Source organism: Pseudomonas sp. YuFO8, assembly GCF_035065025.1.
Classification (GTDB): domain Bacteria; phylum Pseudomonadota; class Gammaproteobacteria; order Pseudomonadales; family Pseudomonadaceae; genus Aquipseudomonas; species Aquipseudomonas putida_AE.
Genome location: NZ_JAXDEQ010000025.1, coordinates 14,740 through 36,295, shown reverse-complemented (window position 1 = coordinate 36,295; position 21,556 = coordinate 14,740). Strand labels below are relative to the sequence as shown.

General features: G+C 59.8%; 18 protein-coding genes. 9 read left to right on the top strand and 9 right to left on the bottom strand.

Features of this window, described 5'->3' with window-relative positions; all coding sequences use genetic code 11:
* Positions 1-101: 101 nt before the first annotated feature.
* Positions 102-1,424, bottom strand: coding sequence for a DUF1329 domain-containing protein (locus SOP95_RS21010; protein ID WP_323608165.1), 1,323 nt, complete (start codon positions 1,422-1,424; stop codon positions 102-104).
* 427 nt (positions 1,425-1,851) lie between these two features.
* On the opposite strand from SOP95_RS21010, the gene SOP95_RS21005 reads away from it, so the two are divergent.
* Positions 1,852-2,127: a hypothetical protein gene (locus SOP95_RS21005; protein WP_274075312.1), complete on the top strand. Its 276-nt coding sequence runs from the start codon at positions 1,852-1,854 to the stop codon at positions 2,125-2,127.
* Positions 2,114-2,845: a zeta toxin family protein gene (locus SOP95_RS21000; protein WP_323608163.1), complete on the top strand. Its 732-nt coding sequence runs from the start codon at positions 2,114-2,116 to the stop codon at positions 2,843-2,845. The genes SOP95_RS21005 and SOP95_RS21000 overlap by 14 nt, the downstream gene beginning before the upstream one ends.
* Before the next feature lie 87 nt (positions 2,846-2,932).
* Here the strand turns inward: SOP95_RS21000 and SOP95_RS20995 are convergent, their stop codons facing one another.
* The 3 genes from SOP95_RS20995 to SOP95_RS20985 form a co-directional block, all read right to left on the bottom strand.
* The gene (locus SOP95_RS20995; protein ID WP_323608162.1) at positions 2,933-5,089 is read right to left on the bottom strand and encodes an ATP-binding protein; all 2,157 of its coding nucleotides are present in this window, start codon (positions 5,087-5,089) and stop codon (positions 2,933-2,935) included.
* A gap of 87 nt (positions 5,090-5,176) precedes the next feature.
* Complete coding sequence (locus tag SOP95_RS20990) at positions 5,177-6,142, bottom strand: ribonuclease Z (RefSeq protein ID WP_323608160.1); 966 nt, start codon at positions 6,140-6,142, stop codon at positions 5,177-5,179.
* 10 nt (positions 6,143-6,152) lie between these two features.
* Complete coding sequence (locus SOP95_RS20985; RefSeq protein WP_323608159.1) at positions 6,153-6,593, bottom strand: VOC family protein; 441 nt, start codon at positions 6,591-6,593, stop codon at positions 6,153-6,155.
* A gap of 355 nt (positions 6,594-6,948) precedes the next feature.
* On the opposite strand from SOP95_RS20985, the gene SOP95_RS20980 reads away from it, so the two are divergent.
* Positions 6,949-7,770, top strand: a complete 822-nt coding sequence (locus SOP95_RS20980; protein ID WP_323608158.1) for an SDR family oxidoreductase — start codon at positions 6,949-6,951, stop codon at positions 7,768-7,770.
* Between the two features lie 238 nt (positions 7,771-8,008).
* On the opposite strand, the gene SOP95_RS20975 is transcribed toward SOP95_RS20980, so the two are convergent.
* A complete protein-coding gene (locus tag SOP95_RS20975; RefSeq protein WP_323608157.1) occupies positions 8,009-9,796 on the bottom strand; it encodes an IlvD/Edd family dehydratase in 1,788 nt (595 codons plus the stop codon).
* A gap of 48 nt (positions 9,797-9,844) precedes the next feature.
* Positions 9,845-11,026, bottom strand: coding sequence for a fumarylacetoacetate hydrolase family protein (locus SOP95_RS20970; protein WP_274075305.1), 1,182 nt, complete (start codon positions 11,024-11,026; stop codon positions 9,845-9,847).
* 112 nt (positions 11,027-11,138) lie between these two features.
* Here SOP95_RS20970 and SOP95_RS20965 point away from each other — a divergent pair, with 112 nt between their 5' ends.
* The 6 genes from SOP95_RS20965 (at position 11,139) to SOP95_RS20940 (ending at position 17,137) form a co-directional block, all read left to right on the top strand.
* The gene (locus tag SOP95_RS20965) at positions 11,139-12,089 is read left to right on the top strand and encodes a LysR family transcriptional regulator (protein WP_323608156.1); all 951 of its coding nucleotides are present in this window, start codon (positions 11,139-11,141) and stop codon (positions 12,087-12,089) included.
* Between the two features lie 145 nt (positions 12,090-12,234).
* Positions 12,235-13,617, top strand: coding sequence for an MFS transporter (locus SOP95_RS20960; RefSeq protein WP_323608155.1), 1,383 nt, complete (start codon positions 12,235-12,237; stop codon positions 13,615-13,617).
* Entirely contained in the window at positions 13,614-14,354 is a 741-nt protein-coding gene (locus tag SOP95_RS20955; protein ID WP_323608154.1) for an SDR family oxidoreductase, read from the top strand. Before SOP95_RS20960 ends, SOP95_RS20955 begins: the two co-directional genes overlap by 4 nt.
* A 39-nt stretch (positions 14,355-14,393) precedes the next feature.
* The gene (locus SOP95_RS20950; protein WP_323608153.1) at positions 14,394-15,242 is read left to right on the top strand and encodes an ureidoglycolate lyase; all 849 of its coding nucleotides are present in this window, start codon (positions 14,394-14,396) and stop codon (positions 15,240-15,242) included.
* Between the two features lie 184 nt (positions 15,243-15,426).
* Positions 15,427-16,107 (top strand): nitroreductase, encoded by a 681-nt coding sequence (locus SOP95_RS20945; RefSeq protein WP_323608152.1) that lies wholly within the window; start codon positions 15,427-15,429, stop codon positions 16,105-16,107.
* A 133-nt stretch (positions 16,108-16,240) separates the two neighbouring features.
* Positions 16,241-17,137 (top strand): LysR family transcriptional regulator, encoded by an 897-nt coding sequence (locus tag SOP95_RS20940; RefSeq protein ID WP_323608151.1) that lies wholly within the window; start codon positions 16,241-16,243, stop codon positions 17,135-17,137.
* Between the two features lie 5 nt (positions 17,138-17,142).
* On the opposite strand, the gene SOP95_RS20935 is transcribed toward SOP95_RS20940, so the two are convergent.
* From SOP95_RS20935 to SOP95_RS20925, 3 genes are read right to left on the bottom strand one after another with little or no spacing between them, the layout of a single operon-like run.
* Entirely contained in the window at positions 17,143-18,576 is a 1,434-nt protein-coding gene (locus SOP95_RS20935; RefSeq protein WP_323608150.1) for an aldehyde dehydrogenase family protein, read from the bottom strand.
* The gene (locus tag SOP95_RS20930) at positions 18,573-19,763 is read right to left on the bottom strand and encodes an iron-containing alcohol dehydrogenase (RefSeq protein ID WP_323608149.1); all 1,191 of its coding nucleotides are present in this window, start codon (positions 19,761-19,763) and stop codon (positions 18,573-18,575) included. The genes SOP95_RS20935 and SOP95_RS20930 overlap by 4 nt, the downstream gene beginning before the upstream one ends.
* Positions 19,764-19,821: 58 nt before the next feature.
* A complete protein-coding gene (locus tag SOP95_RS20925; RefSeq protein ID WP_274075298.1) occupies positions 19,822-21,297 on the bottom strand; it encodes an APC family permease in 1,476 nt (491 codons plus the stop codon).
* Between the last annotated feature and the right edge of the window lie 259 nt (positions 21,298-21,556).

The following is a 21,556-nucleotide window of genomic DNA, read 5'->3' as shown; positions in this document are numbered from 1 at the left end:
CTGGCGATGGTATTCCAGGCGCCAAGTGACCTTTATCGCCAGCAGGCTGGCTCCCACAGGGTTCGGCGGCGGTCGACAGAGGGGGACGATTCACCGCGAACCTAGCGAATACCGGTCCCCGCCATGGACTCCGGCACCCACTGCGCCGTCGACAGCGGCTCAATGTAGCGGATGCCGCCATGGGGACCGACCATGCCATTGATGTTGTAGGTGCCACGCGACAGGTCGTACGTCATGAAAGGGGTGGCATCCGGGACTTGCTGGTCATAGCTCTGGCTGAAGAAAGCGAAGGAACCGCGATACAGCTGGCCACGGGTGTCGTACTGATCGGACGCCACCGCGGCCCAGGTATCTTCATCGAGGTAAAAACGGCGCTTCTGGTAGATGTGCCTGGCACCGGGCTTGAGGTTGCCCTCCACGACGTAGACCCGGTGTTTTTCCCAGCGCACGAAATCCGGGGAGATGAAATCGGGGGTGGTCAGCGATTTGGCGTCGCGAGCGTAGGTGAGCTTGTAGGTGTTGTAGGGCACGATCATTTCGCGCTTGCCGACCAGCGTCCAGTCGTACAGCTCCAGTGCACGGGCGGTGCCGGGGTTGGGGGTGTCGTAGGCCAGGATCGAAATTTGTTTGACCCGACGCTGTGCCGGCATGTACTGCCAGGCACGACCGGGAAACTCCTTGGGATTGGTCGCGTTCTTGAGCATGATCGATTCACCGGCGCGGCGTGCAGGCCCGGTATAGGACAGTTTCAACTGATAATAAATGTCCGAGCTGTTGAACGGCTTCGACATGTTCTCGTAGATCGGAAACGAGACGAATGCCTCACCGGTGACGGCCAGGCTCGGTACGCCTGCCGTGTCGACGCTCCAGGAGTCGTACTTGGAATGGATGTTCACACCCTGGTAGCGCAGCAGGAAGTTCCACATCGCCTCGGCGCCCGATTTCGGGATCGGGAACGGCACCCCGGGCATCACATTTTCGATGGCAGTCCCGCCGTTGAGGGTCCTGGCGTTGGTGGCATTGGTGCGGCTGTTGTCCAGGACCGCCTGGGGCAGCGAGGCCGTGCGGTGGGTCGGGTACACGTCGACGCGAAAACCAGGGTAGCGCCGGGCCAACTCCAGGGTGGTGGCGGTCAGCATGCCCTTGTAGGCGTCAACGTTCTTGCCGTTGATCACCAGCAGCGGTTTTTCATGGGCAAAGGGGTCAGGGCGCATGCTGTCGCCGGCCTTGAAACTGGCGGGGGCTGTGGTCAGGCCACCGCTGTAGGGCGGAATGGAGCCATCGGCATTGCCGGCCTTTTCGGCACCCACCGACGTCAGGCTGGTGCCCAGCCGGGCGGCTTCCTGACTCGATACATAGGCATGAGCATCGATGGCCAGCGCCATGAGGGGGATGGCGGCCAGCAGGCTTTTCACGGATTTCATATTGTTATTCTCCTGCCTGGCGTACCAGGCAACTCGTGACTCAGGGGTCGCGGAGGGATCCGTCGACTCAATTGCCAGAGACTTTTTAGTACCCCCATTAAAAAGCCCCCGATTCGGGGGCGCTTCGCATTTGACGACAGTTGCTTGACTATTCATGACAGAGCCGCAGGCTTGCCGAGGAGGCGCAGAGGTTGACTAGCTCACGTATCTCTCGGACTTTGCCTACAACCTAACGAGAATTACCTGCTATCCGGATCTAGATGAAAAGGAGACAGTAATCGCACCTGTATGCCCCGTGGCTCGTAAAGCATGATCCTGCAACCGCTTTGCCATCAGGTCCTTTGTCCCTTTTTCCTGTCGTGAACGCGTAAAGGCGGTATGATTTAAGCAGGAAGTACCAGAGCAACAATTCGTACGGAGATTCCCGATGATTGTGACAACTAAAACGCTCTCGGACCAAGAAATGGACGTTCTTGAGCGCGAGGTGCCTGACCTGGCCAAGATGGCTACCATGACTGCTTATGCTCGTGCATTGTTGGTGAGCAGTAGCGTGCTTCGCGTGGATTCTGGGGATTTGGTGCGGGTGTCGCCGGATGGGAACAAGGTTTTTGTTGCCAAAGCAAAGCCACGTCGCAAGGTCAAATTGGGTGAAGTAATTACAGTGCGCCGCGTAGAAGGTAAAACGGCAGTTGGTCGTGCCTAGACTCCGGGTTTTTGCGGGGCCAAACGGCTCAGGAAAGAGCACGATCAAGGATGTCATCGATCCCGCTCTAATTAAAACCTACGTGAATGCAGATGAGCTCGAAAAAGAAGCGAAAGCTACTGGCTTTATCGATCTGACCGCGTTTGACGTCCAGACAACTTTACCCGAGCTACTATTTTTTCATGCCGAGCATTACCTCATCAGAAACAAAAAACTGAATGATCAGGTTGAAAAAATAGGAATGCAAGGCTCGAAAGTTGATTATCGAAATGTGGCTGTCAATTCCTACTTTGCATCCGTGATCTCTGATTTCCTGCGACAACGTCTGTTGGAAAAAGGGGTAAGTTTTACCTTCGAGACGGTAATGTCGCACCGCAGTAAGGTCGACTTCATGAGGTCGGCACAAGCTCTTGGCTACCGGATATACCTTTACTTTGTTTCTACGGAAAATCCGGAAATCAACATCGACCGTGTGGAGATCAGGGTGCGAGAGGGTGGTCATCCCGTAGCTCCCGATAGGGTGAGAGATCGGTATCACAAATCTCTAGCATTACTTCCAGATGCCATTGCAGTAAGCAACCGGGCGTACATCTTTGATAACTCTGGTACCAGCGCAGTTCTACTCGCGGAAGTAACTGACGGGATCAGTCTTGAGTACGGCACCGAAGAAATCCCTGATTGGTTCTTTGAGTCTTACGTCGATAAAGTGGAAGGCTGATCGGCGTTCCCAGCTCGCTCACGTCGAGCTCCAAGGGCCTCCATCCGCAACCGGTACCTCGTCCAGATCTAAGGTATTGCCACTCCCTCAGGATCGAATCAGCGCATGCACGCGTGAACTGAGTTCATTCAAGCTGAAGGGTTTGGCCAGAACCCGCGTGGTTGCATCGACCGACACCAGGTTGGAGCCGCCCGCGAAACCGGTGATGAAGAGCACCTTGAGCCGAGGGTGTTTGAGCTTGAGTTCGGCGGCCAGGCTGATGCCGTTCATCATGCCTGGCAAGCCGATATCGGTCAGGAGTAAATCCAGGTGTTCCAGTTTTTCCGCCTGGTTGATCGCGGACACACTGTCCACGGCTTCCACGACGCGGTATCCGGTTTCGCTCAAAAGCTCAGAGGCCATTTGGCGTACGGCCGCTTCGTCGTCCACCAACAATATGATTTCGTTGTGACCGGTTGTCTCGGTGGTTTGGGAGGAGTCCGTTCGGGTCCCGATCTCGACCGGCTGTGAATCATCGACGGGAAAATACAGGGTCACAGAGGTTCCCACACCGACCTTGCTGTGAACGCGCACCTGGCCCCCCGATTGCTGGGTAAACCCATAAATCATCGAAAGGCCAAGCCCGGTGCCTTCGCCAATTTTTTTTGTGGTGAAAAACGGATCGAAAATACGCGACAGGATGTCCGGATTGATGCCCGTGCCAGAGTCCGTGACGGATATGCTCACATAGGATCCTGGCGGCATCATTTTGTCGGAAGATGACGCTGGATCAATGACGCAGCGGTCGACCAGAAGATCCAGCCTGCCACCGTTGGGCATTGCATCCCGAGCGTTGATCGCGAGATTGAGCAGTGCATTTTCCAGCTGGTTGAGATCGCACTTGATACGGTCATTGGCCTTGAATGAACACTCAACTGCGATGCTCGGGCCCACTGAACGCCGGATCATGTCTTCCAGATCCGCCACGACCTTGCGAGGTTCGAGCAGTTCGGGATCGAGTGATTGCTGCCTTGAAAATGCCAGCAAGCGTTGCGTCAAAGCGGCAGCGCGGGAGGCGGAGGTCATGGCGATGGCGTTGTATCGGTTCAATTCCTCGTAGCGCGCAGCATCGATTCGCCGTTGCATCAGCTCCAGGTTACCGATGATGCCAGCCAACAGATTATTGAAATCATGGGCGATTCCGCCGGTCAGCTGGCCTACCGCTTCCATTTTCTGACTTTGCCGAAGCTTGAGTTCGGCCATCGCGCGTTCGTGTTGTTCGGCTTCAAGCTGCTGGGTGCGTTGAACGATGCGATCCTCGAGCAGGTCGTTCCAGTCACGCAATGCGCTCTCCAACTGAACGCGATCGTCGATGTCGTCAATGGTGCCGTACCATTGTTCGCAGCGTCCGTCGATGCCGAAACTGCACAGCGCGCGGACTCTGAACCATCGGTAATCTGCCGTGTGTTTGCGCAATCGAATTTGCGAGTCGAAAGGCTGCAAGGTGGTCAATGATTGATCCCAAAGCAGGATCAATGACGCCTTGTCTTCAGGGTGAACCGCATTGGCCCATTCACGCCCTAACGTTTGCTCAGGGGTCAGGCCGGTGTATTCAAACCAGCGCTGATCAATGGAAATAAGGTCGCCATGGGTGTCCGCCGTCCAGGGCCAGAGTGGATTGAGCTCGGCCGCTATGCGGTAATGCCGTTCGCTTTCACGCAGTTTTTTCTCGGTCAAATGCATGGACAGCATGGTTTTGAAGCGCTTCAACACTGCCCCAAGCAGGTTGCTGTAGCCCCGAAGAAAATCGATATCGCTTTCGGTGAACTCGCGGGGAACCCGACTATCGACTTCAAAGATGCCGAAAGGGCGCTCTCCATCAGCGCCGAGGACAAGCACGTTGACGAATGCCTGTACCCCGTTGGCTATTTGAAAGTCGTGATAGCGAAATCGCGTTTCCGAGGAAATGTCCGTCGATATCACCGGGCCGTTGGTGTCCAGGGAATGCCGCTCCGGGCTCCCTTCGTCGGCCTGTACCCGAACTTTTCCGACCACATCGGGTGCCCAGCCCACACCATTGCGCACCAGGAAGGTGATGCCGTCTTCCTGCAGGAGCATGAATTTGGCCATATTGGTTTGGAGGGCATCGCCGACCAAACGACATGCCTCGTTGAGAATGTACTCCAGGTCATCTGACGCCAAGGCCAGCTCGCCAAATGTGGCGAGCACTTTGCGCTGGCGCAGAAGTGTATCCTCGGTTGCCATGTCGTCACCTATGGGCGTTTTAGTATCCGAGGATCGCGGGTTCGCCGAGGTTCAACCGATTTGATCAAACGCAGTCACATCGGTTTGTTACCTGCCCAAGACAACGTTCAACCTGCCGTCCCGGTCAAGGTGATAACGCTGCAGATCCCGCGCCAGGAACAGCTCGCCGGTGAAGTGTGCGGCCGCTTCCTTTTGTACATCCTCGATGCACGGACTTCGCTCGGGATTGTTCTGGTAGCGTGCACTGAAGTGGGTAAGCACCAGATTGGGAATGCTTGCCGACTCGGCAAAACGCGCCACGGCGGCGGCACTGCTGTGCCCGTAATGCTCGTGGGCGTGATCGATCAGGGCCTGGGTGAAGGTCGCTTCATGGACCAGCACATTAGCGCCGGCGGCCACTTGCGCCAGCAGTTCAGGGCTATCGTTATCGCCGCAGATGATAAAGCGCTGAGCGGGGCGCCAAGGGCGCAGGTATTGCTCGGCATGAAATATTCGTCCGGCGTGCTCGATCTCGCGTCCGTGGGCCAACTCGCCCCACAGGGGGCCACGGGGAATACCTTCTGCTTCCAGGCGTTGGATATCCAGGCGCGGATTGGGATCAGCTTCGTCAAATACATAGCTATGGCAGGGAACACGATGGGAGAGGGCAACGTTATTGACCTGAACCTTGCCGTTTTGCCAGCCACTGAAAGTTTCGCTCGCATGCAGGTGCAATTCGAAGGGTAGCCAGGATTTGCTGACGGCGAGGCTCAGGCGCACCCAGGGATGAAGCGCAGCGGGCAATACAATGTCCAGGGGCTCGACTCGACCGGACATGCCGGCACTGGCCAACAAACCGGGTAAGCCGAAGCAATGATCGCCATGTACATGGGTGATGAAACACCCGCGCAGCTCGTGCAAAGACAGCGAGGTGCGCATCACCTGGTGTTGCGTGGCTTCACCGCAATCCACCAGATACCAGCCTTTGCCTGATGATTCGATAAGGGCTGTGCCGCTCACATTGCGACTGCGGGTGGGAACGCCTGAGGATGTGCCAAGAAAAATCAGATCCATGGTCGATCCTTTATTCAGGCATTAACTTCTCGGCCAGCCCGACGATGAGGCCCTCGGGCCCACGGATATAGGCGAGCCGGTACGATGCCTCGTACTGCATCTGGCCAATGACTTCTGCGCCATGGGCCTGCATCCGCGCAACGACAGCATCGATGCCATCGACGGCGAACATGATGCGGCGAAGACCCAGCGCGTTCACTGGCGTATTCACGGGCCCGAACCTGACTGCGTCGGGCGTGTGGAACTTGTCGAGCTCAATGCCCTGCCCATCGGCTGTGCGCAGCATCGCGAGGGTGGCTCGCACGTTTTCAAGCCCTATGAGCTTGCCGATAGCAGGCCCTTCAACGGTGGTCTGGCCCTCAAGCTCGAGGCCCAACTCGATAAAAAACGCCTTCACCGCTTCGAGATCGTCGACAACGATCAGCACGTTGTCCATTCGCTTGACTGTCATGGCCTTCGCTCCCTTTTTTGTACTGTGTCGCATATTTGGGGGAATTGGCGTCCGGATTGACCCGAGCAAATGATTATAGCGAGCAAACAGCCTGCCCGAGATCTGCCCTTGTCGGCGAACGCCGAACCTGCGGCCGAAAGAGATCCAATGTAGGAGCGAGCTTGCTCGCGATGGTCGTCAACGAAGGCGCGTGCTTCCCGGGTGAATGCGGCGCTCTGAAGTTCTTCGCGAGCAAGCTCGCTCCTACAGGAGAGGTGCGCAGTGCATATCGCTGTTGGCGGTGAGCAGGGTGGCGTTTGCCGAGGCAGTCTATACTCGGGGTCGATTTGGTAACCAGGTGGGGGCATCCGCTTTCATGACCGGTAAACTCACTTCAAAGACTGCGATCGTGACCGGTGCTGCCCAAGGGATTGGCGCAGCGATTGTGCGACTCTTCGCGCAAGAGGATTGTTTTGTCTACGTCACCGATATCAATGACGAGCTCGGCAAGACCCTTGCAGATTCACTCGGTGATCGCGCCAGCTATCTGCGCCTTGATGTGCGCCGCGAAGAAGATTGGCGGCGAGTGACGACGCAAATCCTCGAGGAACGCGGCAGGCTCGACATCCTGGTGAACAATGCAGGTATCACCGGATTTGAGCACGGCGCCGTACGGCATGACCCGGAGCATGCGCGCCTGGAAGACTGGCACGCCGTTCACCAGACCAATCTCGATGGTGTGTTCCTGGGTTGCAAGTACGCCATTCGCTCCATGCGGCCTCACGGAACCGGTTCCATTATCAACATCTCCTCTCGTTCGGGCCTGGTGGGCATTCCCGGAGCGGCGGCCTATGCGTCGTCCAAGGGTGCTGTGCGTAATCACACCAAGACGGTGGCGCTGTACTGCGCTGAGCAAGGACTCACCGTGCGCTGCAACTCGATTCATCCAGCGGCCATCCTCACACCCATGTGGGAGCCCATGTTGGGCACGGGCACCGATCGTCATGCGCGAATGGATGCGCTGGTTCAAGATACACCGCTCAGGCGGTTCGGCATGCCCGAAGAGGTTGCAGCGGTGGCATTGTTGCTGGCCTCGGATGAGGCGACGTATGTCACCGGCAGCGAGTTCAATATCGACGGTGGGCTCTTGGCAGGCACGGCGGCGACGCCTGCCGCAGGGGATGATGCAGGTGCGTAGGTGCGGGTTCGCTCGCGAGTAACCTGAGGGCGCCTCGGGGTGTCAGGTTTCCCGCGTTATCGTTGACTTCCATCGCGAGCAAGCTTGCTCCTACAGGGCGTGCCCTGAGCCTGTCCGTCATCCTGTGAGTGTCTCCATCGGCGCCTCTACCAACGTTGGTCCGCGCCGGGTTAAAGCCTGCCTGGACGCCATCGCCGGCAGGCCAGCTGCCTAAGTAGCTCGAGTACAACCACAGCCATCAGTGCGAATGCCGTGGCTCGCCACCACTGCGGGCGATGACCCGCAAATGCAGGGTGGCCGGCTCCAGGCAGCCGCCCGTGGACAGCTGGCCGACCAGTTGCCGGTACAGCTCTTGCCAAGGGGTTTGCGAGGGCGGGATGTTCGGCGTCCACTCTGCGCGGCGGCGGGCCATTTCGGCTTCGTCGACCAGCAGGTTGACCGAGCGCGCGTTTAGGTCCACGCGCAGGCGGTCGTTGGTTTTCAGCAACGCCAGGCCACCGCCCACGGCGGCCTCCGGCGACATGTTGAGGATCGAAGGGCTGGCTGACGTACCGCTCTGGCGGCCGTCGCCAAGGCAGGGCAGGGCGTCGATGCCTTGCTTGATCAGCGCTGCCGGCGGGGCCATGTTCACGACTTCAGCACTGCCCGGGTAGCCCACGGTGCCTGCGCCTCGAATGACCAGGATGCAACGCTCATCGATGTCCAGCGCCGGGTCATCGATGCGGGCGTGATAATCCTCCGGCCCTTCGAACACGATCGCCCGCGCTTCGAAGCTGTTTTCCGCGCCTGGCTCGGACAGGTAGGTCTTGCGAAACGCTTCACCCACCACCGACATCTTCATGATCGCACTGTCGAAGAAGTTACCGCTGAGCACAATGAAACCTGCTCGGTGTTTGAGCGGCGTTTCAAAGGGGTAGATCACGTCGGCGTTACTGGTCAGCGTGCTGCTGACGATTTCGCCGATGCTCTTGCCGCTGACCGTGGTGCAGTCTTCGTGCAGGCGCCCGGCTTTCTGCAGTTCATGCATGACCGCCGGAACACCGCCGGCACGATGGAAACCTTCGCCCAGGTACTTGCCGGCCGGCATGCAGTTGACCAGCAAGGGGACGTCTTCACCGATGCGTTGCCAGTCATCGAGGCTCAGCTCGACGCCCATATGGCGGGCGATGGCGATCAGGTGAGGCGGGCAGTTACTCGATGCCCCCAGTGCCGAAGCCACGGCGATTGCATTTTCGAAGGCTTCACGGGTCATGATCTGCGATGGACGCACATCCTGCAGTACCAGTTCGCAGATGCGCTTGCCGGTGGCGTAGGCCATTTGTCCACGCTCACGATAGGGCGCCGGAATACTCGCGCAACCCGGCAACGACATGCCCAAGGCTTCAGCCAGGGCATTCATCGACAAGGCGGTACCCATGGTGTTGCAGTGACCCACCGAGGGCGATGCCGCGGTGGTCATTTCCATGAAGCCTTCGTAGTCGATTTCCCCGGCGGCCATCAGGTTGCGCGCATGCCAGAGCACGGTGCCAGAGCCGATCAGTTCACCCTTGTGGTGGCCATCGAGCATCGGTCCGCCAGACAGGACAATGGAGGGAAGATCCGTGGTCGCGGCGGCCATCAGGCAGGCCGGGGTGGTCTTGTCGCAACCGGTGGTGAGCACGACACCATCGAGTGGATAGCCGTGGAGAATCTCCACCAGCCCCAGGTAGGCCAGGTTACGGTCGAGTGCGGCCGTAGGCCTGCGTGATTGTTCGGCGATGGGGTGGACGGGGAATTCCATGGGAATGCCGCCGGCATCGCGAATGCCGGCCTTGACCCGCTGCGCGAGTTCCAGATGATGGCGGTTGCAAGGGGTCAGGTCGCTGCCAGTCTGGGCGATGCCAATGATCGGGCGGCCCGATTGCAGCTCTTCACGGGTCATGCCGTAGTTCATGTAGCGTTCGACATACAGGGCGGTCATGTCGGCGTGGGCAGGGTCGTTGAACCATTGTTCGCTGCGCAGGCGACGACCAGGGGTATCACTCATGATTCATTTCTCTCTTGTCATTGGATGAATCGACAATCTGGTGTGGCTTCAGCGTGCAAGCAGTCCTCGGGCGGCCAGGTTACGCAGCAAGGCACCCACGCCAAAGGTCCATGGCGCTGCCTCGGAACTGTGGGTCACCTGGTTGTGCAGGCTGCCAAGCAAGGGGCTGCTGATACTGACCCGGTCACCGAGTTTGTGGGTGAAACCGCTGCCGGCATGATCGCGATCTGCGGTAGGGGCGAACAGCGTACCGAGGAACAGCAGGAAACCATCGGGATACTGGTGATTGGCGTTGAGGGTCTGGCCGGCCAGGTCTTGCGGGTCCCGGCTGATCTGACTCATGGAGCTCGATCCGTGCATCCGGTAACCGTCCTCACCTTGTACCTCAAGGTCGACCACGCAGGCGCGGACATCGTCCAGGCTGAAGTGATCGTCGAACAGGCGGATGAAAGGCCCGATCGAGCAGGATGCATTGTTGTCCTTGGCCTTGCTCAGCAACAGCGCGCTACGGCCTTCGAAGTCCCGCAGGTTGACGTCGTTGCCCAGGGTCGCCCCGTGGATCTGCCCGCGACTGTTTACCGCGAGCACCACTTCCGGTTCCGGGTTGTTCCACTGCGAACCCGGGTGAATGCCAATCCGGCTGCCGCTGCCGACAGAGGCCAGCACCGGTGCCTTGGTGAAGATCTCCGCGTCCGGACCGATACCCACTTCCAGATACTGCGACCACATGTCCTGTTCGATAAGAAAGGCTTTCAAGCGCATGGCCTGCTCGGAGCCTGGAACGATCGAGCGCAGGTTGTCGCCGATCACCCCGTGCACGGTGGCCCGCACGGCTTCAGCCTTGGCGGCATCACCACCGGCCTGCTCCTCGATCACACGCTCGATCATGCTGGCGGCGAAGGTTACGCCGGCAGCCTTGATCACTTGCAAATCCAGGGGCGGTAGCAAGTACGGTCTGGATGGATCGGCGTCGGGCCCCGTGTTGGCCAGCAGGGCTTCGACGCTGGCGATGAAAATGCCGGGCGCGTCGCGAACTGCCGAAAGGGGAGCATCGGATTCCAGCAAGTCACTCAAAGTCGCGAAATGCTCCGACAGGTCGAATACGCCGTCGGCGCGCAGGACGATTGGCGAAGGTCCGGCGATTCGTCCTGGTACCCAGGCACGGCCAATCAGGGTTCCGGCTACACCATCGGCTGGCAGGGTGTTTTCGGGGGTAAGCATTAGCGACATGGCAATCTTCCTGGTTCGTAAAGACTTCACGCTAGGGCGCACAGCCGATAAACTCCAATGAGATAATTTCAATAATTGATAACGTACAGTTATCGCCTGGCGAGGTGTGCCCATGTCGGAACTTTCATTCACCCACTTTTGCGGATGGCTCAAATTCAGGCATTTGCAGCTGATCGACACCTTGGGGCGCACCCGCAACATGCACCTGGCGGCGCAACAGATGAATCTGAGTCAGCCGGCCATCAGCAAGATGCTCAAGGAAATCGAAAGCCTGCTGGGCTTTGCTTTATTCGAACGCCTGCCGCGTAGCATGCCACCTACGGCACTGGGAGAGCATGTGCTGCGCTATGCGCAGATTGCCCTGAATGACGCGCGCTCGTTCGTCGAACAAATCAGCAGCCTGCGCGAAGGCGGTCATGGCTACCTCAGGATCGGCGGTATTTTCGCCGCCACCGCCGTGGCGTTGCCCGAAGCCATCTTGCAGATCAAGGAACGCTGGCCGTTGCTATCGATCGAGGTGGTGGAGCAAACCAGTAACCACCTGATGAAAATGCTAGAAGAGAAAAAACTCGACCTGGCCATCGCCCGTTTCACCGATCAAAGCCAGCAGCAGCATTACGACTTCCAGCCACTGGCGCCCGAACCGTTCTGCATCGTGGTCAACGACCGACACCCGCTGGCCGCTGCCGGCCCCCTCTCATTGCAGCAATTGGTGGACTTGCCGTGGATTCTCTACCCGGTGGGCACACCCATTCGTGGCCGCATGGAACTGGCGTTCGCCGAAGCTGGCGTGGGCATGCCGCGAAACACCGTCGACACCATCTCCATGCAGACCTTCCTGCAGGTGCTGCAACGCGGGTCCATGATCGGAATGCTGCCCAACGCCATGGTCAATCCGCTCCTCGAGAGCGGCCAGCTCAAGATCCTGGATACGCCGTTGCACCTGGTGCCGCAGGATTACGGCATCCTCACGCGCAAGGGCGAGCAGCTGGTGGGGGCGGCCCTGGAGTTTGCCGAGATATTGAAGGACAACGCCCGGCTGGCCCGGGATCCGACCAGTTGAAAACGGCGACGTTTGCAGGCGTTTTCGATAACAGATCGTTATCGGTTAATCCGAAAATGCCATTGGGAATGAATCGATTCGCGCCAGTAAAGTGACCCCGTCGATAAAAACAATCAGGCGTGTCCACATGCCCAGGGGTTACCTCATGCAAACGATATCCGAGCAGATACCTGCGCAGGCGCAAGCCAGCGAGCTCGACTTTGAAGACCGAACCTACCGCAAGGTCATCTGGCGCATACTTCCCGTCCTGCTCCTGTGTTACATGGCCGCGTACCTGGACCGGGTCAACATCGGCTTTGCCAAGCTCGACATGCTCAACGAGCTGCAGTTCAGCAATACCGTCTATGCCTTGGGCGCCAGCATGTTCTTCTGGGGCTATTTCCTCTTTGAAGTGCCGAGCAATCTGTTGCTGCATCGCTACGGCGCACGCTTCTGGATCGCCCGTATCATGTTGACCTGGGCCGTGATCTCCATGGCCGTGGCATTCACCGTGCCATTGGCGGGCTTCTTCCACATCGAGTCGAGCACCATGTTCTACGTGCTGCGCTTCCTGCTGGGGATCTGTGAAGCCGGTTTCTTCCCCGGTGTGATTCTCTACCTCAACTACTGGTTTCCGACCCATCGGCAAAGCCGGGTGATGTCCGGGTTCCTGATGGCGATGCCGATCAGCCTGACCCTGGGCGGCATTCTGTCCGGCTGGTTGATGAACAGCATGCAAGGCGTGCACGGCATGTCCGGCTGGCAATGGATGCTGATCATCGAAGGCATTCCTTCGGTGATCATGGCGTTCGTCGTGATCGCCTGCCTGGCCAACAACATCGACTCCGCCAAATGGCTGTCCGCTGCGGAGAAAGCCTTGCTCAAGGCCAATCTGCAAACCGATAACCAGGGCAAGGCCTCGCGCCTGAGCGAAGTGTTCTTCAATCCGCGGGTGTGGCTGTTGGTGCTGATCCTGCTGACCTTCAACACCGGCTTCTACGGACTGGCGTTCTGGATGCCCTCGATCATCAAGAGCACCGGTATCACCAACAGCTTGCACATTGGCTTCCTGACCGCCATTCCCTACGCCGTGGCCGTCGTGGCCATGCTGCTCAACGCCCGCCACTCCAACCGCACCGGCGAGCGCCGCATGCACGCCGCGATTCCTGCGTTCACCGGTGGCGTCGGCCTGATCCTCAGCGCCTTCTTTGCCGACAATCTGGTGCTGTCGGTGTTCTTCCTCAGCATCGCCGCTTCCGGGATTCTCAGCCTGATGCCGATTTTCTGGACCCTGCCGGGGACCGTGCTGTCGGGAGTCGCGGCGGCTGCCGGCATCGGCATGATCAACGCCATCGGCAATCTGTCCGGCTTCACCGGTTCGATGATCACGGCCGTGGCGGAGAACCTCACCGGCAACATCAACAACGGTACCTATGTCCTGGCGCTGTGCCTGTTCGTCAGCGGCGGGCTGATCCTTGCCATTCCCGCATCGATGCTCGGCCGAACCCCTAAAACCGCGACCATCAACGCGAAGCTGGAGACGGCATGAACCTGCAGAACAAACGAGTGCTGATCACAGCCGCGGGGCAGGGAATCGGCCTGGCCAGCGCCAAGGCCTTTGCCCAATCCGGCGCCGAGGTGTTTGCCACGGACATCGATATTCGCGGGCTGGCGGGCGTTGATGGCATCACCGCCATCACCCTGGACGTCACCTCAGCCAGTGCCATCAGCGAAACCAGCGAGCGTATCGGTGGACTGGACGTGTTGTTCAACTGCGCGGGGTATGTGGCCAGCGGTAATATCCTGGAGTGTGACGAAGCGTCCTGGGCGCGCTCGATGGACATCAATGTCACGGCCATGTACCGGATGATTCGCGCCTTTCTGCCGGGTATGCTGGAACGGGGCGGCGGATCGATCATCAACATGTCTTCGGTGGTATCGAGCGTCAAGGGCGTGCCCAACCGCTTTGCCTATGCTGCCAGCAAGGCGGCCGTGGTGGGGCTGACGAAAGCCGTTGCCGCTGATTTTATCGGCCAGGGCATTCGCTGCAATGCGATTTGCCCTGGCACCGTGGAATCGCCGTCGCTGCGCCAGCGCATTGCCGCCCAGTCCGTGCAGCAGGGCGTCGACGAAGCACAGGTGTTTCAGCAATTTCTCGAGCGCCAACCCATGGGTCGAATCGGCAGCGCCGAAGAGATTGCCCGGTTGGCTCTGTACCTGGGCAGTGATGCGTCGACCTACACCACCGGTGGCGTGCACGTCATCGATGGCGGCATGAGCATCTGAAACCCGGTTTGCACTTTTCAGTTTAAGCAGGAGAAGCAAATGAAACTGTTGCGTTATGGCGAAAAAGGTTCGGAGAAGCCCGGCCTGCTGGATGCCGACAATCAGGTCCGCGATCTCTCGGGCCACGTGGCGGATATCGCCGGGACGGCCCTGAGTCCTGAAAGCCTGGCGACGCTAGCCGCGATCGATCCGGCCAGCCTGCCGATCGTTTCTGGGCAGCCGCGGATTGGCGCTTGCGTAGGGCAGGTCGGGAAATTCATCTGCATCGGCCTGAACTACGCCGACCATGCGGCCGAGTCGAACATGGAAGTGCCCAAGGAGCCGATCATCTTCAACAAATGGACCAGCGCCATCTGCGGTCCGAACGACAACCTCGAGATCCCGCGGGGCTCGCTCAAGACGGATTGGGAAGTGGAGCTCGGCGTGGTCATCGGCAAAGGCGGGCGTTATATCGATGAAGCGAACGCCATGGAGCACGTCGCCGGCTACTGCGTGATCAACGATGTCTCGGAGCGTGAATGGCAACTGGAGCGTGGCGGCACTTGGGACAAGGGCAAAGGCTTCGATACGTTCGGCCCACTCGGCCCGTGGCTGGTCACCCGCGATGAAGTTGCCGAGCCCCATGCGCTGGACCTGTGGCTGGAGGTCGACGGACACCGCTACCAACAAGGCAACACGCGCACGCTGATCTTCAATGTGCCGCAATTGATTGCCTACCTGAGCCGCTGCATGAGCCTGCAACCGGGCGATGTGATTTCCACCGGCACGCCACCGGGTGTCGGCTTGGGCATCAAGCCACAGCCGGTGTTCCTGCGTGCGGGGCAGACGGTTCGGCTGGGCATCACGGGGTTGGGCGAGCAGCGACAAGTGACCGTGCAAGCAGATTGAAGTGTCGACAAACAGACCCTCCTGGAACGCAAATGGTTTGATAGCAGCCTCGGATGCAAGGGTGGGGCAACCCGGACGTTCCCCCCACCCATTCAAGGGTGGGACATGCACGACCTTCTCTGGATAAGCTTGGATCTGGTAGCAGACCAGCCTGGTATCGGCTTTCATCAATGGAGACAGGATCATGAACCCGACCGAGTTCGATGCGCTTGAGGGTTTGCTGCAGCGCCGCCGCAGCTGCCGCGCCTTTCTTCCACAACCCGTCGACCCCGTGCTGATCTCTCGACTGTTCGCCTTGGCGCAACGCACTGCGTCATGGTGCAACACGCAGCCATGGCAGGTCATTGTGACCCGGGGCGATGCCACCGAGCGCTTCCGCACCGCGTATATCAACGAGCTGCAGACGGGCTCTGCGGCGCCGGACTTGCCTTTCCCCGGTGAATACCAGGGCGTATATCAGCAGCGTCGCCGTGAATGCGCACGACAACTGTACGAAAGCATCGGCATCGCGCCGGGCGACCGGGTCGCCAGCCAGCAACAGACCCTGCGCAATTTTTCACTGTTCGACGCGCCGCATGTCGCGATCATTACCAGTGATCGCACACTGGGTACTTATGGTGCAGTCGATTGCGGCGGCTACGTAGCCAACCTGCTGCTGGCAGCCGAGGCACTGGGCCTGGGGATCATTGCCCAGGCCGCGCTGGCCAGCCACGCCGGGTTTGTGCGTCGACATTTCGGCATCGACGAGGACCGGCTCGTGGTCTGTGGTGTTTCCTTTGGTTATGCCGACCACGATTCACCTGCCAATGGCTTCTACACGACGCGAGCACCCGCGCAGGAGACGCTGCTGTGGCATGACAGCTGAGATCGATTCGAGGCGCGTTTTCGACGCTTTTGCACAAACTTTGATTGACGCGCAACAGGCCTCGATCGTTGAATGGCCCTCTTCCATTAGCGCCCGACAATGCGCGCCCATTCAACTGAAAGCGAGATCATCGGTGCTTAGAAATGTGACGGACATGGATCTGCGCCTGTTGCGCATTTTCGCCATCGTCGTGAAGTGCGGTGGGTTTACGGCTGCGCAGGCCGAGTTGAACATGAGCCAATCCAACATCAGCACGCACATTTCAAGCCTGGAAAAACGCCTCGGTTATCGCATCTGCGAGCGCGGCAAGGGCGGGTTTCGCTTGACCGAAAAAGGCCAGCGGATACTCAAGGCTTCGGCAGCGTTGTTCGGCGCGGTGGATGCATTTCGCGACGAGGCACAGGACCTGGCCGGGCGCCTGGTGGGTGATCTGTATCTCGGCCTGGCCGATAACATCGCGACCTTGCCCACCGCCCGGATCGATGCGGCCATCGGCCGTTTTTATCAGCGCGACCACGACATGCACGTGCACATCTTCGTCAATTCGCCCACGGAGCTTGAGTTGGCGGTCATCGATGGGCAACTGGACCTGGCGATTTCCTATTTCAGCCGGCCGTTGCCGACGCTGGCCTACCAGCCGTTGTACAAGGAAGAAATCGGCATTTTCTGCGGGGATAGGCACCCGCTGTTCTCGGTCGATGCGCCCACTGTCGAACAGCTGCAGGCCAGTGACTGGATCAGGCATGGTTTCCTGCCGGCCGACCAGGTCCTGCCGGTGACGCCCGAGCGCGCTTCAGCCACCGCCCATCATATGGAAGCGGTGGCCCATGGCGTACTGGCCGGCACACACCTGGGGTATCTCCCGGCCCATTACGCCCGGCCCTGGCTGGCGAGCGGACAAATGCGCGCGTTGCAGCCGGCGACGCTTCGCTACGAGGTACAACACAGCATGATCACCCACGTCGGTCACCCGCAAAGCGAAGCCGTGCGTGCCTTCATCGATGACTTGCTGGCCGAGCACAACCTCTAAGCCTGTCAGCCAAGGCAGCGGGTGATGTGTTTGACCGACTGATAGGCGGCCAGGCCCCACGGTCCCAGCTCACGGCCGATGCCGCTGCCCTTGGTGCCGCCCCAGGACGTCTCGACGAACACCGCCTGGATCGAGTTGACCCAGACGTGGCCGACTTCCAGCGCCTGGGCGACCCGTTCGGCGCGAACCAGATCGGCGCTGATGACGGTAGCCACCAGGCCAAAGCGGCTATCGTTGGCCACTGCCAGCGCTTCTTGCTCCGTGGAGAAGCGACGGGTACACAACACCGGGCCGAAAATCTCTTCGGTCCACAAGCGGCTGGTCACCGGCACGTCCGCATAGAGGGTCGGGTTGACGAACCAGCCCGGGTCACGCTGCACGTCGCCGCCGGTCACGCAATGCAAGCCTTCGCTGCGAGCGATGGCAAAGTATTCCGACACTTTGGACCATTGCGCCTGACTGGTGAGTGGGCCCATATCGACTTCGCCGTTCAGTGGATTGCCGACCCGCAGTGTTTCGAATGCGCTCTTCAGGCGTTGCATCAACGCATCGGCGATGCTGTCCTGCACGAGCAGCCGCGAGGTCGCCGAGCACATTTGCCCGGCATTCCAGCAGATACCGGCGACGATCCATTCAACGGCCTGATCGAGGTCGCAATCGTCGAAAACGACAATCGCGGACTTGCCACCCAGCTCAAGCGTCAGAGGGCGGCAATGGGCAGCCGAGCTGCGCATGACCTGGCTGCCGACGGCGTTGCTGCCGGTGAATGACAGCTTGTCGAGACCGGCGTGGTTGCTCAGCGCTGCGCCGACTTCGGCTTTACCGCCGACAATGTTCAGCACGCCCGCGGGCAGGCCCAGTGCATCGGCGATGTGGCCGTAGGCCTGCTCGATCAACGGCGTGATCTCCGACGGCTTGAGCACCACCGTGCAACCGGCGGCCAGTGCCGGTGCGAGCTTCCAGGCACTGGTGACCAACGGGAAGTTCCACGGCACGATCAAGCCCACCACACCCACCGGCTCAAGGCGCGTGTAGGCATTGAAACCCGGTACGGCCAGCGGCACATCACGGTCCTGCCGGGCATCGAGTGCTTCAGCCAGGACTGCGTAATAGCGAAACGTCGCGACGGCATCGTCGATGTCCACCACGGCTTCATGGCGGGGTTTACCGTTGTTCTGCATCTGCAGCGCGATCAGTGCTTCGCGGCGCGTTTCGATTTGTTCGGCAAAACCATTCAAATAAGCTGCGCGCTGCGAGCCACTGAGGTTGCGCCAGCCGGGGAATGCCTGGCGTGCGGCGGCAATGGCTTGATCGACTTGCGCGGCACTCGCTGCAGTCAGCTCGGCAAAGGGTTGGCCCAGTGCCGGGTCGAAGACGGTGATGCAGTCGAAACCCTCACCGGCCACCCAACGGCCGTCGATGTAATGGGTGGCGGTCATGGTCGTACTCCCTGAAGCACGCCCTGTATAGCGTTGCGGAAAATCTGGCTGTAGTCGTCAGCACTGAGGACGCAGGCATTGGTGTCCGATGAGGAAATGTCGGCCAGCGCCTGTTCTCCCACCCAGGACGCGGCGTCGGCATCAAGACCGATTTCAGCCAATGAGTGAGGAATGCCGAGGCGTTTGCGCAGGTCCAGCACCCAATCGAGAAAGCCGTCGAAATCCGCTTGCTGCAACTCCAGGTAGCGCGCCAGCCGCGCGATGTCCGGGGCAATCGTTTCCCGGTTGGCCATCAGCACATAGGGCAGGAGGATCGCGTTCAACAAGCCGTGGTGCTTGTGATAGCGGGCGCCCAGCGGATGGGCGAGGGCGTGCACACCGCCCAGGCCTTTCTGAAAGGCCACGGCGGCCATGGCGGAGGCCACGAGCATGCCTTCGCGCGCGACCATGTCCTGGCCGTTGGCATGGGCATCGATCAGGTGCTGCTGGATCAGGCGAATGCCCTCCACCGCAACGCCCGAAGACATCGGGTGATACAGGGGCGAGCAAAAGGCTTCAATGTGATGGGTCAAAGCGTCCATGCCCGTGGCCGCCGTCAGGGTGGGCGGCAGGCCTCGGGTCAAAACCGGGTCGAGAATCACCGTGGCCGGGAGCAGTTCCGGGTGGCTGATCACCCGTTTGACGTTCTCTTCGCTCTGGGTCAACACGGCTTCGCGGCCCAGTTCCGAACCCGTGCCAGCCGTGGTCGGCAAGGCAATCAAAGGTGGCAGCCCCAGGCGGGGAAAGTCCGTCAGGGTGGGGTAGTGGGCGATGACCTGGGACCATTCGAACCGTTGCAGTCCTTGCCCGTCGATGGCCGCCAGGCTGATGCCCTTGGCGGCATCCATCGCGCTACCGCCGCCCAGGGCGATCAGTGAGTCATGCTTGCCGGCCTTGAACGCAGCAACGCCTTGGGCCACGTCCGCCATGCTCGGGTTGCTGGCGACTTCGCTGAACACGCTGAACGGTATATCGGCCTGGGTCAGGTGAGCCTTGAGCAGCACCAACGGTTCCAGGGACAACATGCCAGGGTCGGTGACCAGCAAGGGATTGCGCATGCCCAGCAAGGTGCAGCGCTCCGCCAACGCATCGAGCGCACTCGGTCCGCAGAAAATATCCGTGGGGTAATTCCAATAGTGAAGGGACATCTGAAACTCCAGATCGGCAAGGCGCAGGAGAGGCGCCTTGCACGGCAAGACAAGGGCGTTATTGAACGTGCAGGTGGGGGCTGACGGTGCGTTGATAGGGTTTGGCGTAGACCATGTAGATCAGGCCCAGTACCGCCAGGATCGAGAACACCAGGATCACCGCCCAGACCTGAAACCAGGGCGCACCGGGTGGGGCGAGGGATTCCCGTGGCCAGGCCACGTTAATGCTTTCGAACACCAGCCAGAAGAACGCGGCAAGGTTGATCGGCACACCCCAGCGGCCGAGGCTGAACACGCCAGGCTCGGCTTTCCATTTACCGCTCAGGCGAGCGAGCAGGGCGCAGGTCACCACGATCAGGAACACCACGAAGAAACCGCCGCTGCCAAACGCGATCAGGGTGCCGACGGCCGTTGCGTTCAAGCCCAGGGCCAGGCCGAAGCTGGCAAACAGCGTGCTGAACAGCATGGCGGCAAAGGGCACTTTGCGCTTGTCCACGCGGCGCAACAGCTTTGATGCGGGCAGGATCGAGTCCCGTGCCATGCCGAATACGGCACGACCGATGTAGGTCTGCACAGAGACGACACAGGCGATGAACGCGACCAGCACGATGCCCACGAACGGCCGTTCCGACCAGGCGCCAAAGGCATCGACGACAGCCGGGGTGACCGGGTCGACGACCTGGCCGGACACCATCGCCGCCGTGTCGGTGTAGGACAGGGTGACGGCGAACGCAGTCAGCATTACGGTCAGCCCGACCAGAATCATCGAGCGCAAGATGGCCCGTGGGGTCGATGTGCGGGCGTCGGCGGTTTCCTCGGACACTTGCGAGCAGGCATCAAAACCGAGGAACGCCCATCCACCCACGGCCATGGCTGTCAGGAAGCCCGACAGGTAGGAACCGTCGGAACCCTGCGTAGACGTCAGGCCTTCAAACACCAGCGACAACGAGTGGTTGCGGAAGAACAGCAGCAACAATACGCCGATGCCGATGGAGGCAATCGCCTCGGCGATGATGCCGGCATTGACGAAATACTTGAGCGGGTTGATCCCGAACAGATTCACCCCAAGACCCAGCAGCAACAACACTGCACCACTGAACACCTGGGCGTTGGCGGAAGGCGGTAAGCCTGTGAAAAACAGCCACAGCCAGAACCCGCCCAAATAGGCCACGGTGGTTAACGAGGCCAGTGCGGATGCCAGGTACATGAAGCCGGTAAACCACGCCCAGCGATCGCCCGCCAGGCGCTTGACCCATTGGTAGCAACCACCGGCAAGCGGGTACTGCGAGGCCAGCTCGGCATAGACCAGGGCCACCAGCAATTGCAACGCCAGGCACAACGGCACGATCCAGACCCACGAAGGACCCACACTCATGGCACCCAGCGACATGACCGAATAGATACCGACCACGGGCGAAACCGTGGCGAAGCCGACCGAAAATGATGACCACAGAGACAGCCCCCGATGCAGCTCCTGGGCATAGCCCTGGCTGTGCAGCAGGTGTTCATCGGCGCTTTGCCGTGTAGATGACATAGGAATTCCTTGAGTCGGCAGACACATTTATTTTTAGGATCGCCTTGTTCGTTCAGGCGTACCGACGAAACGAGCTCCTTCGGGAAAGGAGTGACAAGGAGCTTAAAGTGGGGAAACATCAAAGAAAATTCATATGTATTGAGGCTGACATCTGGATTTATTGATGTATTGGAAAGCCATTTCGATACCTTTGCGCCTCCCCCGTAGGAGCGTGGCTTGCCCGCGATGAACGATAACGCGGAGCACCTGAAGGCATACA